This window comes from Massilia sp. DJPM01 (genome assembly GCF_030348125.1).
GTDB lineage: Bacteria > Pseudomonadota > Gammaproteobacteria > Burkholderiales > Burkholderiaceae_D > Telluria_A > Telluria_A frigida.
The window spans coordinates 65,581-85,407 of the sequence record NZ_JAQOZV010000024.1; the positions used below are offsets into that span (position 1 = coordinate 65,581).

General features: G+C 66.1%; 15 protein-coding genes. 9 read left to right on the forward strand and 6 right to left on the reverse strand.

Going from position 1 to position 19,827, the window contains the following annotated elements:
- Positions 1–9: 9 nt before the first annotated feature.
- From PO883_RS16810 to PO883_RS16850, 9 genes are all read left to right on the forward strand, one after another.
- The gene (locus PO883_RS16810; protein WP_289310791.1) at positions 10–1,647 is read left to right on the forward strand and encodes a TldD/PmbA family protein; all 1,638 of its coding nucleotides are present in this window, start codon (positions 10–12) and stop codon (positions 1,645–1,647) included.
- A gap of 12 nt (positions 1,648–1,659) precedes the next feature.
- Positions 1,660–2,997 carry a TldD/PmbA family protein gene (locus PO883_RS16815; protein WP_289310792.1) on the forward strand — a complete coding sequence of 446 codons (1,338 nt, stop codon included), beginning with the start codon at positions 1,660–1,662 and terminating at the stop codon, positions 2,995–2,997.
- A gap of 9 nt (positions 2,998–3,006) precedes the next feature.
- The gene (locus PO883_RS16820) at positions 3,007–3,627 is read left to right on the forward strand and encodes a DUF4159 domain-containing protein (protein ID WP_289310793.1); all 621 of its coding nucleotides are present in this window, start codon (positions 3,007–3,009) and stop codon (positions 3,625–3,627) included.
- A gap of 2 nt (positions 3,628–3,629) precedes the next feature.
- Positions 3,630–4,640 carry a MoxR family ATPase gene (locus PO883_RS16825; protein ID WP_289310794.1) on the forward strand — a complete coding sequence of 337 codons (1,011 nt, stop codon included), beginning with the start codon at positions 3,630–3,632 and terminating at the stop codon, positions 4,638–4,640.
- A 7-nt stretch (positions 4,641–4,647) separates the two neighbouring features.
- On the forward strand, positions 4,648–5,535 hold the full coding sequence (locus tag PO883_RS16830; RefSeq protein ID WP_289310795.1) for a DUF58 domain-containing protein: 888 nt from the start codon (positions 4,648–4,650) through the stop codon (positions 5,533–5,535).
- Entirely contained in the window at positions 5,532–6,515 is a 984-nt protein-coding gene (locus tag PO883_RS16835) for a BatA domain-containing protein (RefSeq protein WP_289310796.1), read from the forward strand. Before PO883_RS16830 ends, PO883_RS16835 begins: the two co-directional genes overlap by 4 nt.
- A complete protein-coding gene (locus PO883_RS16840) occupies positions 6,499–8,454 on the forward strand; it encodes a DUF4175 family protein (protein ID WP_289310797.1) in 1,956 nt (651 codons plus the stop codon). Before PO883_RS16835 ends, PO883_RS16840 begins: the two co-directional genes overlap by 17 nt.
- Entirely contained in the window at positions 8,451–9,980 is a 1,530-nt protein-coding gene (locus tag PO883_RS16845; RefSeq protein ID WP_289310798.1) for a hypothetical protein, read from the forward strand. Before PO883_RS16840 ends, PO883_RS16845 begins: the two co-directional genes overlap by 4 nt.
- Before the next feature lie 94 nt (positions 9,981–10,074).
- Positions 10,075–10,953 (forward strand): DUF817 domain-containing protein, encoded by an 879-nt coding sequence (locus tag PO883_RS16850; protein WP_289310799.1) that lies wholly within the window; start codon positions 10,075–10,077, stop codon positions 10,951–10,953.
- A 62-nt stretch (positions 10,954–11,015) separates the two neighbouring features.
- On the opposite strand, the gene PO883_RS16855 is transcribed toward PO883_RS16850, so the two are convergent.
- The 6 genes from PO883_RS16855 to PO883_RS16880 all read right to left on the reverse strand — a co-directional run bounded on the left by PO883_RS16855 (position 11,016) and on the right by PO883_RS16880 (position 19,820).
- On the reverse strand, positions 11,016–13,493 hold the full coding sequence (locus tag PO883_RS16855) for a TonB-dependent siderophore receptor (protein WP_289310800.1): 2,478 nt from the start codon (positions 13,491–13,493) through the stop codon (positions 11,016–11,018).
- Positions 13,494–13,724: 231 nt separating this feature from the next.
- Positions 13,725–14,498 carry a spermidine synthase gene (locus PO883_RS16860; RefSeq protein WP_289310801.1) on the reverse strand — a complete coding sequence of 258 codons (774 nt, stop codon included), beginning with the start codon at positions 14,496–14,498 and terminating at the stop codon, positions 13,725–13,727.
- Between the two features lie 46 nt (positions 14,499–14,544).
- Positions 14,545–15,873 (reverse strand): PAS domain-containing sensor histidine kinase, encoded by a 1,329-nt coding sequence (locus tag PO883_RS16865; RefSeq protein ID WP_289310802.1) that lies wholly within the window; start codon positions 15,871–15,873, stop codon positions 14,545–14,547.
- An 8-nt stretch (positions 15,874–15,881) separates the two neighbouring features.
- Positions 15,882–17,216: a sigma-54 dependent transcriptional regulator gene (locus tag PO883_RS16870; protein ID WP_167083975.1), complete on the reverse strand. Its 1,335-nt coding sequence runs from the start codon at positions 17,214–17,216 to the stop codon at positions 15,882–15,884.
- Between the two features lie 31 nt (positions 17,217–17,247).
- On the reverse strand, positions 17,248–18,486 hold the full coding sequence (locus PO883_RS16875) for an ABC transporter permease (protein ID WP_289310803.1): 1,239 nt from the start codon (positions 18,484–18,486) through the stop codon (positions 17,248–17,250).
- Positions 18,487–18,503: 17 nt separating this feature from the next.
- A complete protein-coding gene (locus tag PO883_RS16880; protein WP_289310804.1) occupies positions 18,504–19,820 on the reverse strand; it encodes an ABC transporter permease in 1,317 nt (438 codons plus the stop codon).
- Positions 19,821–19,827: the final 7 nt, after the last annotated feature.

Here is a 19,827-nt window from a genome sequence, read left to right on the forward strand (position 1 = left end):
GAGTACATAGTGGAACGACGCACCTTTCTCAAGATCAGCAGCGGCGCCGCGGGCGCCATCCTGGTTCCCGTCTTCGGCAACGCCATCGCGGCTGAAGAATTAATGAACCCGGTCGCCATCGCGTTCAAAAAGTCGCTGGCCGACGCCGCGATGAACGCCGCCACCAAGGCCGGTGCGAGCTACTGCGACGTGCGCATCGGCCGCTACCTGAACCAGTTCATCACCACGCGCGACCTGAGCGTGGAGAACATCGTCAACACCGAATCGTCCGGCGTGGGTGTGCGCGTGATCGCCAACGGCGCCTACGGCTTCGCCTCGACCAACGACATCTCGCTCGACAGCATCGCCGGCGCCGCGCGCCAGGCCGTGGCGATTGCGCGCGCCAACAGCAAACTGCAAAGCGAGCCGCTGCGCATGGCGCCGCTCAAGGGCGTGGGCGACGTGGCGTGGGCCACGCCGTTCACGCGCGACTGGCGCACGGTGCCCATCAAGGACAAGGCCGACATGCTGATCGCGGCCAACAAGGCGGGCCTGGACGCCGGCGCCAGCTTCATGACCTCGACCCTGTTCCAGGTCAACCAGCAAAAATACTTCGCCTCCACCGACGGCTCCTACATCGACCAGGACATCCACCGCCTGTGGGCACCTTTGACCGCCACCGCCGTCGACAAGGCCAGCAACAGGTTCCGCACGCGCGACAGCCTGGCCGCGCCGGCCGGCATGGGCTACGAATACTTCGATGCCCGCCCGGCCGACAAAATCCAGGCCGCCGGCGGCGTCGCCACGCTCTACACCAAGTCGTACGACATCGTGGAAGACGCGCGCGCCGCCGGCCGCCAGGCACGCGAAAAACTCTCCGCCAAGACCGTCGAACCGGGCAAGTACGACCTGGTGCTCTCGCCGGAACACCTGTTCCTGACCATCCACGAGTCGGTCGGCCATCCGACGGAACTGGACCGCGTGCTCGGCTACGAAGCCAACTACGCCGGCACCAGCTTCGCCACGCTCGACAAATGGCGGACCAGGAAATTCAAGTTCGGCGCCGACCGCGTCAACTTCATCGCCGACAAGAACGAACCGGGTTCGCTCGGCGCGGTCGGCTACGACGATGAAGGCGTGCCGGCCAAGCGCTGGGACATCATCAAGGATGGCGTGCTGGTGAACTACCAGGCCACGCGCGACCAGGCCCACATCATCGGCGAGAAAGAGTCGCACGGCTGCTCGTACGCGGACAGCTGGAACAGCGTGCAATTCCAGCGCATGCCCAACATCTCGCTCGCCGCCGGCAAGGAGCGCTTGAGCCCCGACGAGATGGTCAAGGACGTCAAGAAGGGCATCTACATCCTCGGACGCGGCTCGTATTCGATCGACCAGCAGCGCTACAACTTCCAGTTTGGCGGCCAGCTGTACTTCGAGATCAGGAACGGCAAGATCACCGGCCCTCTGGAAGACGTGGCCTACCAGTCGAACACCCAGGAATTCTGGAACGCGTGCAGCGCCATCTGCGACCAGCGCGACTGGCGCATGGGCGGCTCCTTCTTCGACGGCAAAGGGCAGCCCAGCCAGGTCAGCGCGGTATCGCACGGATCAAGCACCACCCGCTTCAATGGCATCAACGTCATCAACACCGCCCGCAAAATCGGCTAAGGAAAACGCGTAATGAAACAGCTGAACCAGGAAGAAGCAAAGCGCATCTGCGACCGCGTGCTCGGATTTTCCAAGGCCGACGAATGCCGCGTGGTGATCAACGGCGCCCGCACCGGCAATATCCGCTATGCGCAGAACAGCGTGTCGACCGCGGGCCTGAACGAAAACATGCAGCTGACCGTCAGCGTCGCTTTCGGCAAGCGCCAGGGCACCGCCTCGATCAATGAGTTCGACGACAAATCGCTCGAAAAAGCCGTGCGCCGCGCCGAAGACGTGGCCCGCCTGGCGCCCGAGAATCCCGAATTCATGGCGGCGGTCGGCAAGCAGCAATACAAGGATTCGAACGCCTTTGCCCGCGAGACCGCGGCCATCGACCCGGACTTCCGCGCCGACGTGGCCTCGCACAGCATCCTGGCGGGGCGCAAGAACAAGCTGGTGACAGCCGGCTTCTTCGTCGATAACACGGGTTTCGAAACCATCGCCAACTCGAACGGCGTGTTCGGCCACCACGAATACACCAACGTCAGCTTCACCTGCACCGCCCGCACGGAAGACGGACGCGGTTCGGGATGGGTGACCCGCTCGGCCAACGACGTGCGCAATTTCGACGCCCGCGAAGCCTCCAACGTGGCCATCGAAAAGGCGCTGCGTTCGGTCGACGCCAAGGCCCTCGAGCCGGGCCGCTACACGGTGATCCTGGAGCCGGCCGCCACGTCGGAACTGATCGGGCGCATGTTCGGCGCGTTCGATGCGCGCCGCGCCGACGAAGGCCGCAGCTTCCTGTCGAAAAAAGGCGGCGGCAACCGCCTGGGCGAGAAGCTGTTCGACGAGCAGGTCAACATCTGGGCCGACCCGTGGGACAAGGACGTGCCGGTGCGCCCGTGGGACACGGTCTCGATGCTGCCGCGCGAGCGCACCGACATCATCAGGAACGGCAAGATCGTCTCGCTCGATTACTCGCTGTTCTGGGCCAGCAAGCAAAAGGTCAGGGCGAGCGGCCGCCATGGCAATATGATCATGGCGGGGGGCACCAAATCGCTCGACGAAATGATCGCCTCGACCAAGAAGGGCATTGTCGTCACCCGCACCTGGTATATCCGCGAGGTCGATCCGCAATCGCTGCTGCTGACGGGGCTCACGCGCGACGGCACCTTCTACGTCGAAAACGGCAAGATCAAGCATCCGGTCAAGAACTTCCGGTTCAACGAAAGTCCGGTGTCGATGCTTAACAACCTCGATGAACTGGGCAAGCCGCAGATCATCGGCGGCGATGAAGTGAACTTCCAGATGGTGATCCCGCCGATGAAGATCCGCGACTTCAACTTCACGTCGCTGTCGGACGCGGTGTAGGCAAGGCCGATGCGCAGCTACGATTTCTACTTCACGCGCCTGATGTACGAGTCGGGCGACTGGGACGTGGACATCCGCATGCCCAGCAACGTGCTCAATTCGCTGGTGGAGTACACCACGCTGCGCGTCGATCCGGTGGAGCGCGTGATCCCGCTGTCGGATGCGAAGATGCTCGAATCGCCCTTCTGCTACCTGGCCGGGCACAAACTGGTGCAGTTCACGCCCGCCGAGCGCAAGAATTTCGAGCGCTACGTGCGCGGCGGCGGTTTTGTGTTCGTGGACGACTGCAACCACGACATCGATGGCCTGTTCGCCAAGTCCTTCGAGGCGGAACTGGCACGCATTTTCGGCCCCAGGGCGTTGAAAAAGATCCCCAACACGCACCCGGTGTATTCGAGCTTCTTCCAGTTCGACGGCCCGCCCAACACGGGCAATGAGCTCAATGGCTGGGGCGACGACCTGGTTCACGATTACCTCAAGGCGATCGACATCAACGGGCGCGTGCGGGTGCTGTATTCGAACAAGGACTATGGCTGCGAGTGGGATTACGACTTCCGCAACAAGCGCTGGCTGGTCGTCGACAACACCCGCTTTGCGGTCAATATTATTCAGTATGCTTTGGGAGCCTGATAGTGCAGGAACATGATGCGCAAGCGTGGAACGAAAAAGACATCGCCGATTTGACGGCAAAAATCGGCGCGCTCAAGGCGAGCATGTCGAGCGTGATCGTGGGCCAGGACCAGGTGATCGAGTCGCTCGTCATCTGCCTGCTGGCCGGCGGCCACGCGCTGGTGGAGGGCGTGCCGGGGCTGGGCAAGACCTTGCTGGTCAAGTCGCTGGCCCAGGCCACCGACCTGCAGTTCCGGCGCGTGCAGTTCACGCCCGACCTGATGCCGTCCGATATCGTCGGCACCGAAATCCTGGAAGAAAACCAGACCACCCGCCAGCGCCTGTTCCGTTTCCAGCCTGGCCCGGTGTTCACCCAGGTGCTGCTGGCCGACGAAATCAACCGCGCGCCGCCCAAGACCCAGTCCGCCCTGCTCGAAGCGATGCAGGAGCGCGCGGTGACATTTGGCGGCGTCACCCACAGCCTGCCGAAGCCATTCTTTGTGCTGGCCACACAGAATCCGATCGAGCAGGCCGGCACCTATCCGCTGCCGGAAGCGCAGCTCGACCGCTTCCTGCTGCGCATCGACGTCGGTTATCCGACCGAAGATGAAGAGATGATGATGGTCTCGCGCACCACCCACGCGGGCCTGGCCGACGCGCCGCAGGTGATGGACCTGGACAGTTTGCTGCGCCTGCAAAAGCTGGTGCGCGACATCGAAATCGGCGAACACCTGCTGCGCTATGCCACGCGCCTGGTGCGCGCCACGCGCCCGCAAGAGAGCCACGTGGCCGCCGTCATCAAGCACGTCGGCTGGGGCGCCGGTCCGCGCGCCGGGCAGGCGCTGGTGCTGGCCTCCAAGGCGCGCGCGCTGATGCACAACCGCCTGGCCGTCACGCGCGACGACATCGGCGCGATGCTGCTGCCGGTGCTGGCGCACCGCGTGCTGCGCAACTTCGAGGCCGAGGCCGACGGCGTGGCGATTGCCGACATCCTGCTCGCCCTGCGCGCCGAGATCAAGGCCGACAAGGATTAGCCATCGCATGCTGTCGACGTCCGCGCTGCTGGCGCACACCAATGACCTGAACCTGATCATCCGCCATGTGCTGGCGGGGCTCGGTCACGGCATCCATGCGGGCCGCGAGCGCGGCGCCGGTGTCGAATTTTCCGAATACCGCGCCTACGCTCCCGGTGACGAATGGCGCCGCGTCGATTGGAAGCTGCTGGCGCGCGCCGACCGCTACTACGTACGCGAAGCGGAGCGCGACAGCCACGTGGCCGTCTGGCTCTGGCTCGACGCCACCGCATCGATGGCGGAACCGAGCCGCAGCGGCGTTGCGGGGCTCGACAAGCTGTGGTACGCGCGCACCATCCTGGCCTGCATCGCCGCCATCGCCCAGCGCCAGGGCGACGCCTTCGGCCTGGTCATCTGCAGCGGGGAGCGCGTGCAGTTCACACCCGCCGCGCGCGGCCCGCGCCAGATGCAGCGCGTGCTGGCGCAATTGAAGCGCGCGCAAGCCGGCGGTGCCCTGCCAGACAGCGAAACCCTGCGCGCCAGCATGCCGTTCGTGCGCGCACCCAGCCTGGTGTTCGCCGCCAGCGACTTTCTCGACTGGCCGTCCGGCCAGGCCGAGGCGCTGCTGCGCCTGCGCCGCATGCGCCACGACGTGCGTCTGCTTTGCCTGCAAACCCGCGCCGAGTGCGACGCGAGCTTTGCGCCGGAGACCACGTACCGCGATCCCGAAAACGCCGACGGCGTATTCCGCTTCACGCCCGACACGGTCGGCGTGTACCGCAAGAACCGCGACGAACACTTCGCCCGCATGCTGGCGCAGTGCCGCCGCAACGATATCCCGGCGCTGGCCGCGTGCATCGAGCAAGCGCTGCCCGCCGTGCTGCGCGCGTGGTTGCGCCAGGGCGGACCCGCATGAACGCCCTGTGGTGGCTGGGATTGGCCCTGTTGGCGCTGCCGGTGCTGTGGCATCGCCAGCGGCGCCAGCGCATCCGCCAGGAGCCGCTGGCCACGGCGCGCTTCCTGCCGCGCGCCGATCCGCAGCAACTGCGCGTGTGGCGCTGGACCGAGCGCTTGCTGCTGCTGGTACGCTGCCTGCTGATCGTCGCCGTGATTGCGTGGCTGGCCGACCTGGTGCTGCCGTGGCGCCGCGACGCGGTGCTGATACTTGCCGGTACCGACAGCGTCTGGGCCGAGCGCCAGATCAAGCAAGCCGGCTTGTATGACGCCAGCTGGATCGCGGTGCCGGCGGGCGATCCGTTCGCCTGGCTGGCGCGCCACGAGCGCGAATGGCGGCCCGATTCGCGTTTGCTGGTGCTCGGCAACGTGCCGATGCCCGCCATGCCGCCACGCTCGCGCCACCGGATCGAGGTGCGCAGCAAGGCGCCGCCGTTCGCGGCCACCGGGCAGCGCGTGGTCATTGTCAGCAAACGCGCGGCGCAATGGCGCGCCATGTTCGCCGCGCTCGATGGCCCGCGCCGCTACAAGGTTGACGAAGCACCTGACGGCACGGCCGAACTGGTGGTCTGGGATGTGCCGCAGGCGCCGCCCGCAAGCCTGCACGCGCCGCTCTGGTGGGCCGGGGACGAGGCCTCCTTCCCGGAACTGAAAAAGCCGGCGCAGGCCGACGGCATCCGTTATGCCGACAGCGCGCGCGGGCGCGTCTGGGCGTCGAACGCGTGGCCGCCGGCAGGCCCGGATGCCGCGCGCCAGCTGTTCGAGAGCTGGCAGCGCCTGCATTACGCACCCGTGCCTTACACAATGCCTTCGCAACTGATCGCACCCACGTCGTCGGCCACGCCGGGCCAGTCCAGCGGCGCCTTGCACTATTTGCTGACGCTGATCCTGCTTGGCTTGTTTGCGGTGGAACGGATACTGGCCCATGCAAGCCGACGCTGACATCATCGACCAGCTGCAGTTCGCCGCCACGCGCCGGCGCACGCCGCTGTGGATCGCGGTGATCCTGCCATGGGTGCTGCTGCTGTCGTTCCCCGGCATCGCGCTCTGTAGCGCGTGGGCGGTATGGGATTGCCGGCGCTTGCGCGCGCGCGTGCGGCGCGACTGGAGCAGCTGGATCGATGCCACCGTGCCTGCGCTGGAAGACAGCAGTGCGCTGCTGGCGGGGGCCACCAGCGCCATCGGCCAGCTCCAGCGCCGGCGCCTGCTGGCGCGCATTGCCACCACGCTCACCGACAAAGTGCTGGCGGCCATCGCCAGGGAGCGCGTGCGCTTCGACGTACGCTGGCTCGCGGCGAGCGTGTGCGCGGCACTGGCCCTGTTCGCATGGCGCCAGGTGCAGGCCATTCCGCCCACGCCGCGTGAAGTCAAGGCCCTGATTGCGAAGCAGACCAGCGAAATCACCGTGCGCGTGACGCCGCCCAAATACACGGGCGTGGCCATGTCGGTTGGCGTGCCGCGCGAGTTGCTGGTGCCCGAGCATAGCGTTGTCGAATGGTGCCTGCGCGCTCCGCAACCGGTGGACACGCCGATTGAACTGAGCGATGGCCAGTCGCTCGCGATTGGCCGCGCCTGCGCGCGCTGGAATGCGACTGAGTCGGTATTCTGGCGCTGGCGTGGCGCACGCTACAAGCTGCGCGTGATTGCCGACCAGGCGCCCGAGGTCACCATGTCCGCGCCGCGCGAGATGATCCACACGCTTGCGCGCGATGCCGCCAGCGCCACCATCACGCTGGCGGTGCGCGACGATTACCAGGTGCGGCGCGCCACCTTGCACCTGACGCTGGCGCGCGGCAGCGGCGAGAACATCCGCTTCAGCGACCGCGAACTGCCGCTGCCCGAGTCGATCGATCCGCGCACGCGCACCTGGCACAAGCAATGGACGCTGGCGGAGCTGGGCATGGAGCCCGGCGACGATCTGTATTTTTTTGTGCGCGCGGCCGACAATGCCGAGCGAGCGCACACCACCGTCTCGCCCACCTACACCCTGCGCCTGCCCGGGCCGGTGGAAGAGAGCGACGAGTCGTCGGCGCAGCCGATGCTGGTCAAGCCCGAAAACCTGCGCAGCCAGCGCCAGATCATCATCGACACCGAACAGCTGCTGGCCGACCTCAAAGCGGCGCCCGGCATGAACCCGGCCACCGTGCGCTCGCGCAGCGAGGCCATTGCCGACGACCAGGCCCAGTTGCGGCGCCGTTACGGCCAGTTCCTCGGCGAGGAGTCGACCCTGTTCGGCGGCGAGGAGCATCACGACAAGGACGAGAAGCACGACGTGATCGCCGAATTCGGCCACATGCACGACCAGGCCGAAAACGCGACCCTGTTCGACGAGTCGACCAAAAAGGTCCTGCGGCGCGCCCTGAGCGCCATGTGGGACGCCGAAAAGGCCCTGCGCGCGATCACGCCGGCGACCGCGCTGGCGCCCGAACACAAAGCGCTGGAAGCGATCAAGCAGTTGCAGCAAGCCGACCGCATCTACCTGCACAAGACCGCCTTCGTGCCGCCCGCGCTCAAGGAAGAAATCCGCATGACCGGCGACGTTGTCGGCGCCAAAAGCTACCGCCGCGAACAGGGCGCCCCTGCCGTGCCGATTCCCGCCGAGGTGCGGCGCCTGATCGAAGCGCTCGATGGCGATGGCGCCTTGCCGGCCCTGTGGAGCCGCGACGCGCACGCATGGATTCGCGAACGCATCGCCAACAAAGCACAGCGCCTCGAAGCGCAGCGCGCCGTGCAGGACGTGGCCGATGGCTGCACCGCCTGCCGCCAGGTACTGCGCGCCTGGCTGCGCGGCGCCATCACCCAGGCACCGGTACTGTTGCAGGCAAAGGCCGCCCCGCAAACCCCCTTCACCCGCGCCTTGCGCAACGGAGCTCACCGATGATCGCTGCCGGCCTGATTTTCCTGATGGGGATCGGCAGCGCCGCCGTCTACCTGTGGCGGCGCCAGTGGGCCGAGGCGCTGCTGATCTTGGTCGCTGCGGTGGCGCTGGGTGTGATTGTCGGCGACTTTCCGATGCCGGCCGGGGCGGCTGGAACGCTGTCGATCGATTCGGAGGCCGAGGCCATCGACCTGAACGAAGCGGCGGCCGTGAGGCTCAGCGGCGATGGCCTGAGCGCCGCGCAGTGGCACGACCTGCCGGCGCGGCCGCTGTTGTGGGAGGCGCCTGCGAGTGACGTGCTGCACCTGGATTTTCCGCGCGAACTGGCGCTCGGGCGCATGTTCGCGCTGACTGTGCGCCGCAGCCAGGCGTCCAGCTGGCGCCTGCAACTGCTGGCCGAAAACAAGCAGGTGATCGCCGATATCGCCGGCAACGGCGCGGCGCTGACGGTGCAGTGGCTGCCGCCGGTGGCCGAGACGCTGGTGCTCAGTGCGCGCGTGCTCGATGGCAGCGGCAAGCTGATGGCGCAGGGGCCGGTGCCGTTTTCGGTGTCGGCGCCGGTGCCGCTGCAGGTGATGGGGCGCTTCGGCGCACCGTCGTTCGATGCGCGCGCGCTCAATGACCTGCTGGTCGACAGCCATGCGGCGCTGGACTGGCAGGTCACCCTGGGCAAGACCGTCACGCGCAGTGAAAGCCCGGCGGCTACGCTTACCCAACCCAATCTGCTGGTGGCTGACGCCGCGCACGTCGAGCATCTGGGCGACGGCGCGCGCGCGGCCTTGCTGGCCCAGGTTGCTGCGGGCACGCCGCTGGTGATCCTGGCGGCGAACGCGCAGGACAGGCAGGTGTGGGCACGCGCTGTGCAGCTGGAACTGAGGGAACAGGCCGACTCCCGGCCTTCCGGCACGCCGCTGGCGCTGGCGTCGGCGCCGCTCAATCCGGCGCCGGCACCTGGCCCGTGGAGCGCGGCGGGCGACAGGATCTGGACGCGGCCGTGGGAAAAGGGCCGCATCGTCTGGCTTGGCGTCGCCGACTGGCACCGCTACGCGATCAGCGAGCCGCAGGCGCTCGGGCTGTGGTGGCAGGGGGTGCTCGACCGCGCCGGCGTCGAGCGGCCGCAGGACGTAGCCTGGCTCGACCCGCGGGAGATGCCGCTGCCCGGCCGGCGGCTGGAAGTGTGCGCGTTCGGCGTGCAGGGCGAGGTCGCCTTCCCCGAACTCAAACAAACGCTCGCCTGGCAGCGCCGCCCGGACAAGGCCGACGCCTCCTGCGTGGCCGTATGGCCGCACAAGGCCGGCTGGCTGGCGATGCACAGCGGCGGCGCCAAGCCGCAGGCCGGCAAGCTGTATGTGTACGCCAAGGACGACTGGCCCCTGTGGCAACAGGCGCAGCGGCGCGACGCCACCGCGCGGTATGCGGCGCGCACGCCGGTGCCGGCGGCGGCGGGCACCGTGCCAGTGCCGGCATGGCCGTTTGCGCTGCTGTTCACGGCGGCGATGCTGCTGCTGTGGTGGCGCGAGCGGCGCTAGCGCCCGGCCGGTGGGGCGTCGGCTTGGGTTAAGATGCCGTTGCCAGCCTCGCAATCCCGCCTTCACTTTCGTCACCCTGGAGCTCTTTATTCGTATGGCCGCCCATATCCTGTCCCGGCTGTTTTCGTTGCGCCCAAGCGCTGTCGACGCGCAACTGCTGGCATTCCATCCCCGGCCCGGACTTAGCGGCCTGTCCCGCTTTGGGGGGGAATTCCTTTACTTCGGCATGAAGGAAGCGCGCGCCTGCCTGTTCGTGGGCCTGTTCTTTGCGGCGGTGTTTTCGGTGCCGCGCGCCGGCCTGTGGGGCATCCCGCGTTACGACGTGCTGCTGGTCGTCGCGCTTGCCATCCAGGGCTGGATGATGTGGGCCAGGCTGGAGACGCGTGATGAACTCAAGGCGATCACCTTGTTTCACGTGGTCGGCTTTGCGCTGGAAGTGTTCAAGACCTCGGGCAGCATCCAGTCGTGGTCCTACCCGGACCCTGCGTACACGAAGCTGTTCGGCGTGCCGCTGTTTGTGGGATTCATGTATGCGGCCGTCGGCAGCTACATCATCCAGGCATGGCGTTTGTTCGATTTGCGGGTGATCCATCACCCGCCGCACTGGATGGGCGTGGTGATCGCGCTCCTCATCTACGTCAATTTTTTCACGCACCACTACATCGGCGACTATCGCTGGTATGTGGCGGCGTGCGCGCTCGGGCTGTATGCCAGGTCGACCGTCATCTTTCGGCCGCTTGACGTCGAGCGCCGCATGCCCTTGCTGCTGGCCTTTGTGCTGATCGGTTTTTTCATCTGGCTCGCCGAAAACATCAGCACCTTTTTCGGTATCTGGAAGTACCCCAACCAGCTTGGCGCGTGGTCGATGGTGCATGTCGGGAAGTGGAGTTCGTGGTCTTTGCTGGTCGTGATGATCTTCACGATGATCGTCAACCTCAAGCACATCAAGGCGCGCATTCACGTGCCGGCATAGGCGCTGAATGAAAAAAGGCCACGCCGTCGCCGGCGTGGCCTCGTCATGCGACGTTGAAAAGCTTAGAAAGCCCAGTCAAGCTTCGCGTACATCTGGCGGCCGTTGATGCCGATCGGGCAGGTTTCCCAGCAATGGGTGAAGCCCAGTTGCGGGAACGGTGCGGCCTTGGTCTTGTCCCACTCGGTCGGGTAGGTGTCGAACAGGTTGTTCACGCCGATCGATGCGCTGATCTTCTTGGTGAAGGCATAGCGCAGCGACATGTCGACCAGCCACTTCGCTTCCCAGGTCTGGATGTACGGGGCGGTAAAGCCCTGGCCCTGCACGGCGCCGTAGTAGTTGGCGCGGGTGTTCACGTTCCATGGGCCGGTGGTGTAGTCGGCCGCGAGCACGTGCTTCTTGCGCGGCTGGCCGCGCTCGATCAGGGTCACTTGCGCGTCGTCGAACAACTGGGCGCCGGTCAGCACGGGCGACTGCGATTTGCGGGCCTTGACTTCGGTCTTGCTGAAGCTCATCTGGCCGGACAATACCAGGGTCGAGCCGCTCCACTTGGTGGTGTGCTCGGCCACCATGTCCAGGCCATCCGTGGTGGTGTCGATCGCATTGGTGAAGAACTGGGCCTGGCCGACCTTGAGCGGATCGAGGATCGACTTGATCGGGCACTTGGACGCCGGCACGCAGGCGCCCGATTCCGGTGCGATATTGCTCGAGAAGACGATGCGGTCGTCGATGTCGATGCGGTACAAGTCGGCGGTCACCGAGAAGTTGGGCATCGGGCGCACGATCATGCCGATGCTGGCGCTCTTCGAGGTCTCTTCCTTGAGCGGGGAGATGCCGAAGGCACGCGTGACCGGGCTGCCTTCGCGCGCGGTCAGCGTTTCGGTCAGCACGCCGGCCGAATTGAGGTTGGTCGACACGGAGCTGTAGAACTTCTGCTGCACGCTCGGTGCGCGGAAACCGGTCGACACGCTGCCGCGCATGCCGAACTGGCGCGACGGATCGTAGCGCATGCTCAATTTGCCGGTGGTGGTGTTGCCGAAGTCAGAGTACTTTTCAAAGCGCACCGCGGCGGCGACCAGCAGCTTCTCGGTGATGTTGTGTTCCGCATCGAGATACATGGCGATGTTGTGACGGCCCTGGTCAACTTCGGTGCCCGGGGTGTAGCCAGGGAAGCCTTGCGCGCCCGACGCTGCGATGCCGCCGACCTGGTCGAAGATCTTGATGGCCGGGTTGTTGGTGCGGCCGTACTGGTACGACACCGGGTCGCCCGCTTCAATGGCGTAGTTGTCGCTGCGGTACTCGAAACCGGTCGCCAGCTGCACGGTGCGGTCGCCAAACTTGATCGGGCCGCGAATGTCGGCGTTGAAGGTGGTCTGGTTGAATTTCAGCTTGCCGGTATCGGCTTCCAGCGGCGATTCGGCATAGATGCCGCCACCCGGTTTCGGCTCGTACCAGTAGCTGACGTTGATCGAATTGCGTTCATGGAAACCGAGTTCGCTGCGGCCGTGGTTCACGCTCACGTCGAACTTCCAGTCGTTGGCCAGCTCGCGCTTGTAGCCGACCGCGAACGAGACGTCTTTCACCGTCGTCAGGATGTTCGGCAGATAGCCGTTCGGGTACACGGCAGGCACGGTGCGGCCGTCGCCCGGCGAGCGGAAAAAGCCCGCCGAGTCGCCGGTGCGCTTGGAGACGCCGCCGAAGGAGTAGATTTCGCTGCTGTCGTCGATCGGCAGCGCCGCATTCCACCACAGGTAGGCATCTTTCGCCAGGCTGTCGCCGATGCGCTGGGTCACGCGCGGCGGGTCGACCCGCGCGGTGTCGGGGCCGGCGCGGTTGGTTTCGTTGCGGCGGCGGCCTTCGACCGACAGGTTCAGGTAACCGTTTTCACCCAGCTTGAAACCCTTGTTGGCGCTGCCGGAGATCAGGTCGCCGTCGCCTTCGGAGGTGGTGCCGACGCTGCTGCTCAATTGCGTTTCGTTGGTCTGGGTCTTGAGGACGATGTTGATCACGCCGGCGATCGCATCGGAGCCGTATTGGGCGGCCGCGCCATCGCGCAGCACTTCGATGTGGTGGATGGCCGACAGCGGAATGGCGTTGATGTCGGTACCGGCCGAGCCGCGTCCGACGGTTTGCTGCACATTGACCAGCGCCTGCTGGTGGCGGCGCTTGCCGTTCACGAGCACCAGCAGCTGGTCGGGGCCGAGACCGCGCAGGGTCGCAGGGCGGATGATGTCGGTGCCGTCGCTGATGAACGTCGACGAGAAGTTGAACGATGGGTCCAGCGTTTGCAGCAGCTTGCCCAGTTCCAGCGGACCGGCGGTCTGCATGTCCTTGATGTTGATCAGGCCAACCGGCGCGGCGGTATCGAGCGAGGTCTTGGCGGTCGAGCGTGAACCGAGGATCACGACGGAAGCGGGGGTGTCCTCGCCACTGCGGGCGGCGGGGGCGGTGCCTTGCTGCGCGTAGGTGCTATTGAGCGCGAGCAGGAGGGCCGATGCGAGCAAGGTGCGTTTGAGGTGAGGGCTGCCTGGGTAATTCGTCATGTAGATGTCTCGTTTCTTTTCATTTTTCGGGAATTCACTGGACACACCCTCGTGGGGCCAGCCAATGTGAAACGATACTACCTGACGAGTTTTGGGACGCGCAACGAGTCATGACAGAGTGTTGTAAATCCGTGCAATGGCAGCAATATTGCGTGCTTCGATTCATAAAACGCTGTAATCTCGACTACGTACCCCGCGCGCGCGCATCACTTATGCGCAGCCGTTATATGCTTATTCCTGTTGGTCCTGCATCCAGCCCTTCAAACCGGCCACCCAGTTCTTGGCGGGCAGGTTCATGCTCTTCTTGATGGCCCCCGCGCGCTCGTACAACACACTGAAATCGATCGACGGCGCGCGCTTGAACGCCACCACGACGATGTTCGCGTCATGCACTTCGGGCAGCCACACCACGGCGTCGAACACCAGTTCCATGTTCTGCAGGTTCTTGTCGTAGTTCGAAAAGTCGCCAAATACATTGGTGGTCATGATGCCGTCGTCGGACAGGCAATCCATGCAAGCCTGGTAGAACTCGGGCGAGTCGAGCACCGGCCCGCGCGCCTCCTCGTCGTACAGGTCCACCTGGAGCACGTCGACCGTGCCGTGGTTGGCCGCATCGAGCACGAAATCCATCGCATCCATCTGGCGCACGTCGAGGCGCGCATCGTTCGGCGGCAGGCCGAAATGCGCGTGGCAGATGTCGATCACGTTGGGATTGAGTTCGGCCACCGTCACGCGCGCGGCCGGAAAACGCTGGTAACTGAATTTGGTCAGCGCCGCGCTGCCCAGGCCCAGTTGGACGATGTGCTTCGGATGGTCGAGGAAGAGCATCCACATCATCATCATCTGCACGTATTCAAGCTCGATGTTGTCCGGCTTGGCCAGGCGCATGGCGCCCTGCACCCACGAGGTGCCCAGGTGCAGGAAGCGCACGCCCTTGAATTCGGTGATGGTGGCCGGCGGGTGGCCGGGTGCGTCGAAGCGGGTGGAAGCTGTGGTGTTGGACATCGCTGGCGGGGAAGGAAATGGAAGCCGATCTTACCATTCCGGCCGCTTAGGCCGGCAGGATCAGGGTCACCGTCAGGCCGCCGCCGTCGCGGTTGCCGAGCGTGATGCGCCCGCCGTGCGCTTCGGCGATTTCGCGCGCCAGCGCCAGTCCCAGGCCGGTGCCACTGCGCTTGGTGGAGTAGAACGGCACCAGCGCATTGGTCAGCACGGCGTCGTTCATGCCCTGGCCGCGGTCCATCACCTCGATCCGCAGCACGCCCGGCGCCAGGCCCACTTGCAGCGTCACGTCGGTGGCCGGCGAGCCCGATTCATGGGCATTCTTGAGCAGGTTGAGCAAAGCCTGTTCCATCTGGCCCGGGTCGAACCTGGCTGGCTCCGGCGGCAGCGACCCGGCCACCGTCACGGCCACCTGCGATGCCAGCTGGCTGACAAAGGCGGGCCACGGGCACTCTTCGACGCGCGGCGACGGCAGCTTGGCGAAGCGCGCGTAGCCGAGGATGAAGCTCTCCAGGTGGCGCGTGCGCTCTTCGATGGTTTCCAGGATTTGCGGCAGGCGCCCGGTCTGGCCGCGCCGCACCAGCTCCGCGCCGGAATGGGCCAGGGAGGTCAGGGGCGCCAGCGAATTATTCAGTTCGTGGCTGATCACGCGGATGACTTTTTTCCAGGTCTGCACTTCCTGGCGCCGCAGTTCGTGGGTCAGCTGGCGTAGCAGCAGCAGTTCGTGCTTGCGGCCATTGAGGCTGAAGCTGCGGCGCGCCAGGTGATATACCTCTTCATCTTCGCCGTCGCCGGCCGTGAACAGGCCGTCGCCGCCGCGCGCCAGCGCATCGACCAGCGCGGGCGAGGCCTGGCTGAGGATCTCGGACAGGCGATGGCCTTCGAGCTTGCGGCCGTCGCCCAGCATCTGGCGCGCCGACAGGTTGGCGTACACGATCGCTCCCGTGTTCTCCGCGCCTTCACCGACGAGCAGCATGGCCACCGGGGTGTTCTGGACCATGGTATCGAGCAGCAGTTCGCGCTGCACCAGCGCCAGGCGCTGTTCGCGCAGCACATTGCCGAGCGCGTTGTGGGCCGCCACCAGGTCGGCCAGTTCATCGTTCTGGGGCCAGTGCAGGCTGAACGAAAAATCGCCATCCTTGTAGCTGGTGACCGTGCCTTCGAGCGCGCGAAACAGCGACAGGATCGGGGCGATCTGGGCGCGCATGGTAATGACCGCGATCGGCACCACGCATATCAGCGACAGGGCCAGCACCAGTAGCGCACGCCCCGGCAGCAGGTAGTCCAGCCCCAGCGCGATGAGGATGCCCAGGGCCAGCAGGGTGCCCACCAGGGCGGTCCAGCGCGTGACGAGCGACAGGCGCAGCGAGGTATGCATGCGCATTCCTAGCGCGCGATCCCGAGGCGTTCCATGCGCCGGTACAGCGCCTGGCGCGACAGCCCCAGGTCGGCCGCCGCCTGCGCCACCACGCCGTTGGCACGCGTCATGGCACCGACAATGGCGTCGCGGTCCGGCTCCACCTCGATGCCAGCGCTTACCGCCAGCGTCAGCGGCAGGCCAAGATCGGTGGCCTTGATGACGTCCCCGGCCGCCAGCAGGCTGGCGCGCGCCATCACGTTTTTGAGTTCGCGCACATTACCCGGCCAGGCGTGCGCCAGCAGCGCGGCCTGGGCGCAGTGGTGCAGGCTCTTGCCGCGCGCGAGAAAAGCGGCCGCCAGCGGCAAAATGTCGGCCGTGCGCGCCGCCAGGGGCGGCAGGCGCAGTTCGATCACGTTGAGGCGGTAGAACAGGTCTTCGCGGAAGGTGCCGGCGCGGATCATCGCGCCCAGGTCGGCGTTGGTGGCGCTGATTACGCGCACTTTCACCTGCCGTTCGCGGTTCGATCCCAGGCGCTCGAAGCGCCCCGTTTCGAGTACGCGCAAGAGCTTCATCTGGCCGGCCAGCGGCAGGTTGCCGATTTCATCCAAAAACAGGGTACCGCCATCGGCCGCTTCGAACTTGCCTTCACGCGCGCGCGAAGCGCCAGTGTAGGCGCCCGCTTCGGCGCCGAACAGTTCGGCCTCGATCAATTCGGCCGGCAGGGCGCCGCAATTGAGCACGACGAACGGCCCGCGCGCTACCAGCGAATTGGCCTGGATGATCTCGGCGATGCGTTCCTTGCCGGTGCCATTCGGGCCGCTGATCAGCACCGGCACGTCGGACCGCGCCACCTGGCAGGCCAGGTGCAGAATGCGTTCCGTGGCCGCGTCCTGCCATACCATGCCGCGCAAATCGAAACCCTGTTCCAGGTCGCGCCGGGCGCGCCGTTCGTGCTGCACGCGCTGCTGCAAGGAGCGGTTGGCCTGTCCCAGTTCGATCAGGTTGGTCACCGTCGCAATCAGGCGGTTGTCGTTCCATGGCTTGGACAGATAGTCGGCCGCGCCCGACTTGACCAGGTCGACCGCCGCGTCCAGATGGGTCCAGGCGGTCAGCAGGATCACCGGCAGGTCGGGGTGGCGCTTGCGGATTTCGCGGAACAGCGCCGTGCCTTCCTCGCCCGAGGTGGTGTCGGCGGAAAAGTTCATGTCCTGGATGACCAGGTCCACGCTGGTACGGTCCAGGATGGCCAGGCCTTCTTCGGGCGAGGTGGCGCGCAGCGCACCGATGTCGTGCAGCGAAAACAGGACATCGAGGGCGATGGCGACGGCGGCGTTGTCGTCAATGATCAATACAGTAGGCATGGCCGCTAGCATACCATCGGAACGCAGGCCGTCAGGCACTGCGGGTCGCCGTGGCCGGGGAAATGGAGGCGGCGCGGTACGCCGGTCCGGCCACCGCGGCCACGCCCAGCGCCCAGAACACGCCGGCGCCCACCACCAGGTAGGCGATCGGCAGGCGGGCCATGTCCAGCTGGCTGACCAGCAGCTGGTTCAGCGCCACCGACGCCAGCACGCCGCATAGCACGCCGACGCTGGTGATCATGAAGTTCTCGGTGATGAAGTAGCGCAGGATGTCGATGCGGCGCGCCCCCAGCGCGCGCCGCACGCCGATCTGCTTGCGGCGCTGGGTGACCCACAGGCTGGCCATGCCGACGATGCCGCTGGCGGTAATGAGCAGCAGCAGCACGCTGACTGCGATCAGCATCCACGACAGCGCCAGGTCGGCCCGGTAGCGCTCCTTGCGGTCCTCGGCCACCGTCTTCATCTTGATGATGGCGCGGCCGCCGCTGTTGGCGCGCAGCGCGGCCTCGGCCTCCTTCATGACCCGCTCCAGCTGCCCCGGCTCGGTGCGCACGGTGTACATGATGGACGCGAACGACTGGCGGATCGGGGCGATCAGGGCAAAGCCGCCGCGCGTGGCCACCTCTGCGTTTTGCGACTGCAGCGTGTCGACCACGCCGACCACGGTAGCCGCATTGGCATCGTCGCCGTTACCGAAATACAGCGTCTTGCCGACCGCCTGGCTGGCGCCCGGCCACAGCTTGCCGGCCAGCGCCCTGGTGATCACGACCGACCTGGGGAACAGGTCGTCGGGCGAGGTCTTGCCGTCGATCTCGACGACGTCGGCGGGCGCCAGGTCGCGCCCTTCCACCAGCGTCAGGCCCCAGGTCTTGACCAGCGAATCGCCGGAGTAGTACATGGAGGTGGGGGAGCTGTCGTTGCCGGCCGTGCGCGAGGTGGTCAGGCCGGTGGTCCAGCCGGATTGCGACATCGGCGCCTGGTTGGCAAAGGCCGTGGACAGCACGCCGCCGATGGCGCGCAGGGCCCGCGTTTCGGCCTGCTGGCGCGCCAGCTGTTCCTGGTGACTGCCTTCTACCAGGTGGCGCACCTTGATGTGGACCACGTTGGCTTCGTCGGCGATGCCGCTCGGGCGCGCGGCCACGGCCTGGCGCACGTTGACGATGTGGAGCGCGTTGCTCAGGATCGCCAGGCTGATCGCCACTTGCAGCGCCACCAGGATGGCGCCGGTTTTGCTGCGCAGGAGCGCGGAGAGGATGGGACGGATTTCCATGTCGGGTCTTTCGTATGTTACTGCGATTTGAGTTGGATCGCGGGCGTGACCTGGCAGGCGCGCCAGGTCGGCAGCAGGCCGGCCAGCATGGCGGCGCCCAGCGACATCAGGAACGTCAGGCCGAGCATCTGCCAGTCCATGTGGGCGACGATCTGCAACTGCTTCGATTGCATGCCGATCAGGGCCAGCGCGCCGAAGGCCAGCCCCAGTCCCAGCATGCCGCCGGCCAGGCCGATCACCGCGGTCTCGGTCAGGAACTGGCGGAAGATCTCCTTGCGCGAGGCGCCCAGCGCGCGCCGGATGCCGACCTCGGAGGCGCGCACCGAGAATTTGGCCAGCAGCAGGCCGATGGTGTTGACCAGGCAAAGCAGCAGGAAGCCGAACGCCAGCCAGGCCGACAGGCGGCTGTCGTTGGCCACCACCTTGCGAAATTCGAGCCACTGCATGACGTCGAACAGCTGGTTTGGCTGCTTGCGTTTCAGGCGCCCCAGCTTGCGCTGGTCGGCCGCGTAGTTGTCCAGGTAATCCTGCAGCCCGGCGCGCCCGGCGCCGGTCTTGGTCTCGAAAAAGAACTGCAGCCAGGTGCATTCCGAATCGAGGAAGCCTTGCCAGCCCGGTTCGGCGCGCCCGCGGCAACTGAGGGTGCCTTCCGGGTTCGATTCGTGCCGGATCGCGGTGGCGAAAGGCAGCATCATTTCATCCTCCGCGCCGAAGGCGCCGCTGCCGCCGATCAGCTTATAGAACTTCGGTACCGGCACCCACGGCTTGAGCACGCCCACCACCTGGAACTGGGCGTCCATCAGGCGAATGCGCTTGCCGACCGGGTCGACCGCGCCGAACAGCTTTTCGGCCAACGCCTGGCTCAGGACCACGACGTCGGCGCCGGCCTTGTCGTCGGCCTCGCTCCACGGCTGCCCGTACCGGAACGGCACGTCCATCATCGCGAAAAAGTCGCGCGTCAGGGCCATGCCCTTGACCGACATCACGGCCAGGTCCTTGCGCTCCGGTTCGAGCGGCGCGGAGACGCCGTACAGCACCGTGCGCCGTTCGCCCTGGCCGCTCTTGAGGAAATTGGTGGCGTCGATGTAGGTCGATTGCGGATCGCCGTGGTCTTCGTCCTGCGGATTGAAGTTTTCGAGCGGGCCGTTGTCGATTCTCGGGACGAACAGGCGCTCGCTCTTGTGCGGAATGGGATTGCTCGACATGACGTGCAGGATGGTCAGGGTGGCGACGCTGGCCGCCACGCCGATGGCCAGGGTCAGCACCATCAGCGCGGTGAGGGCCGGGTTGCGGCGCAGGCTGCGCACGCCCAGCAGGAAATAGTACGAAAACATGGATTCT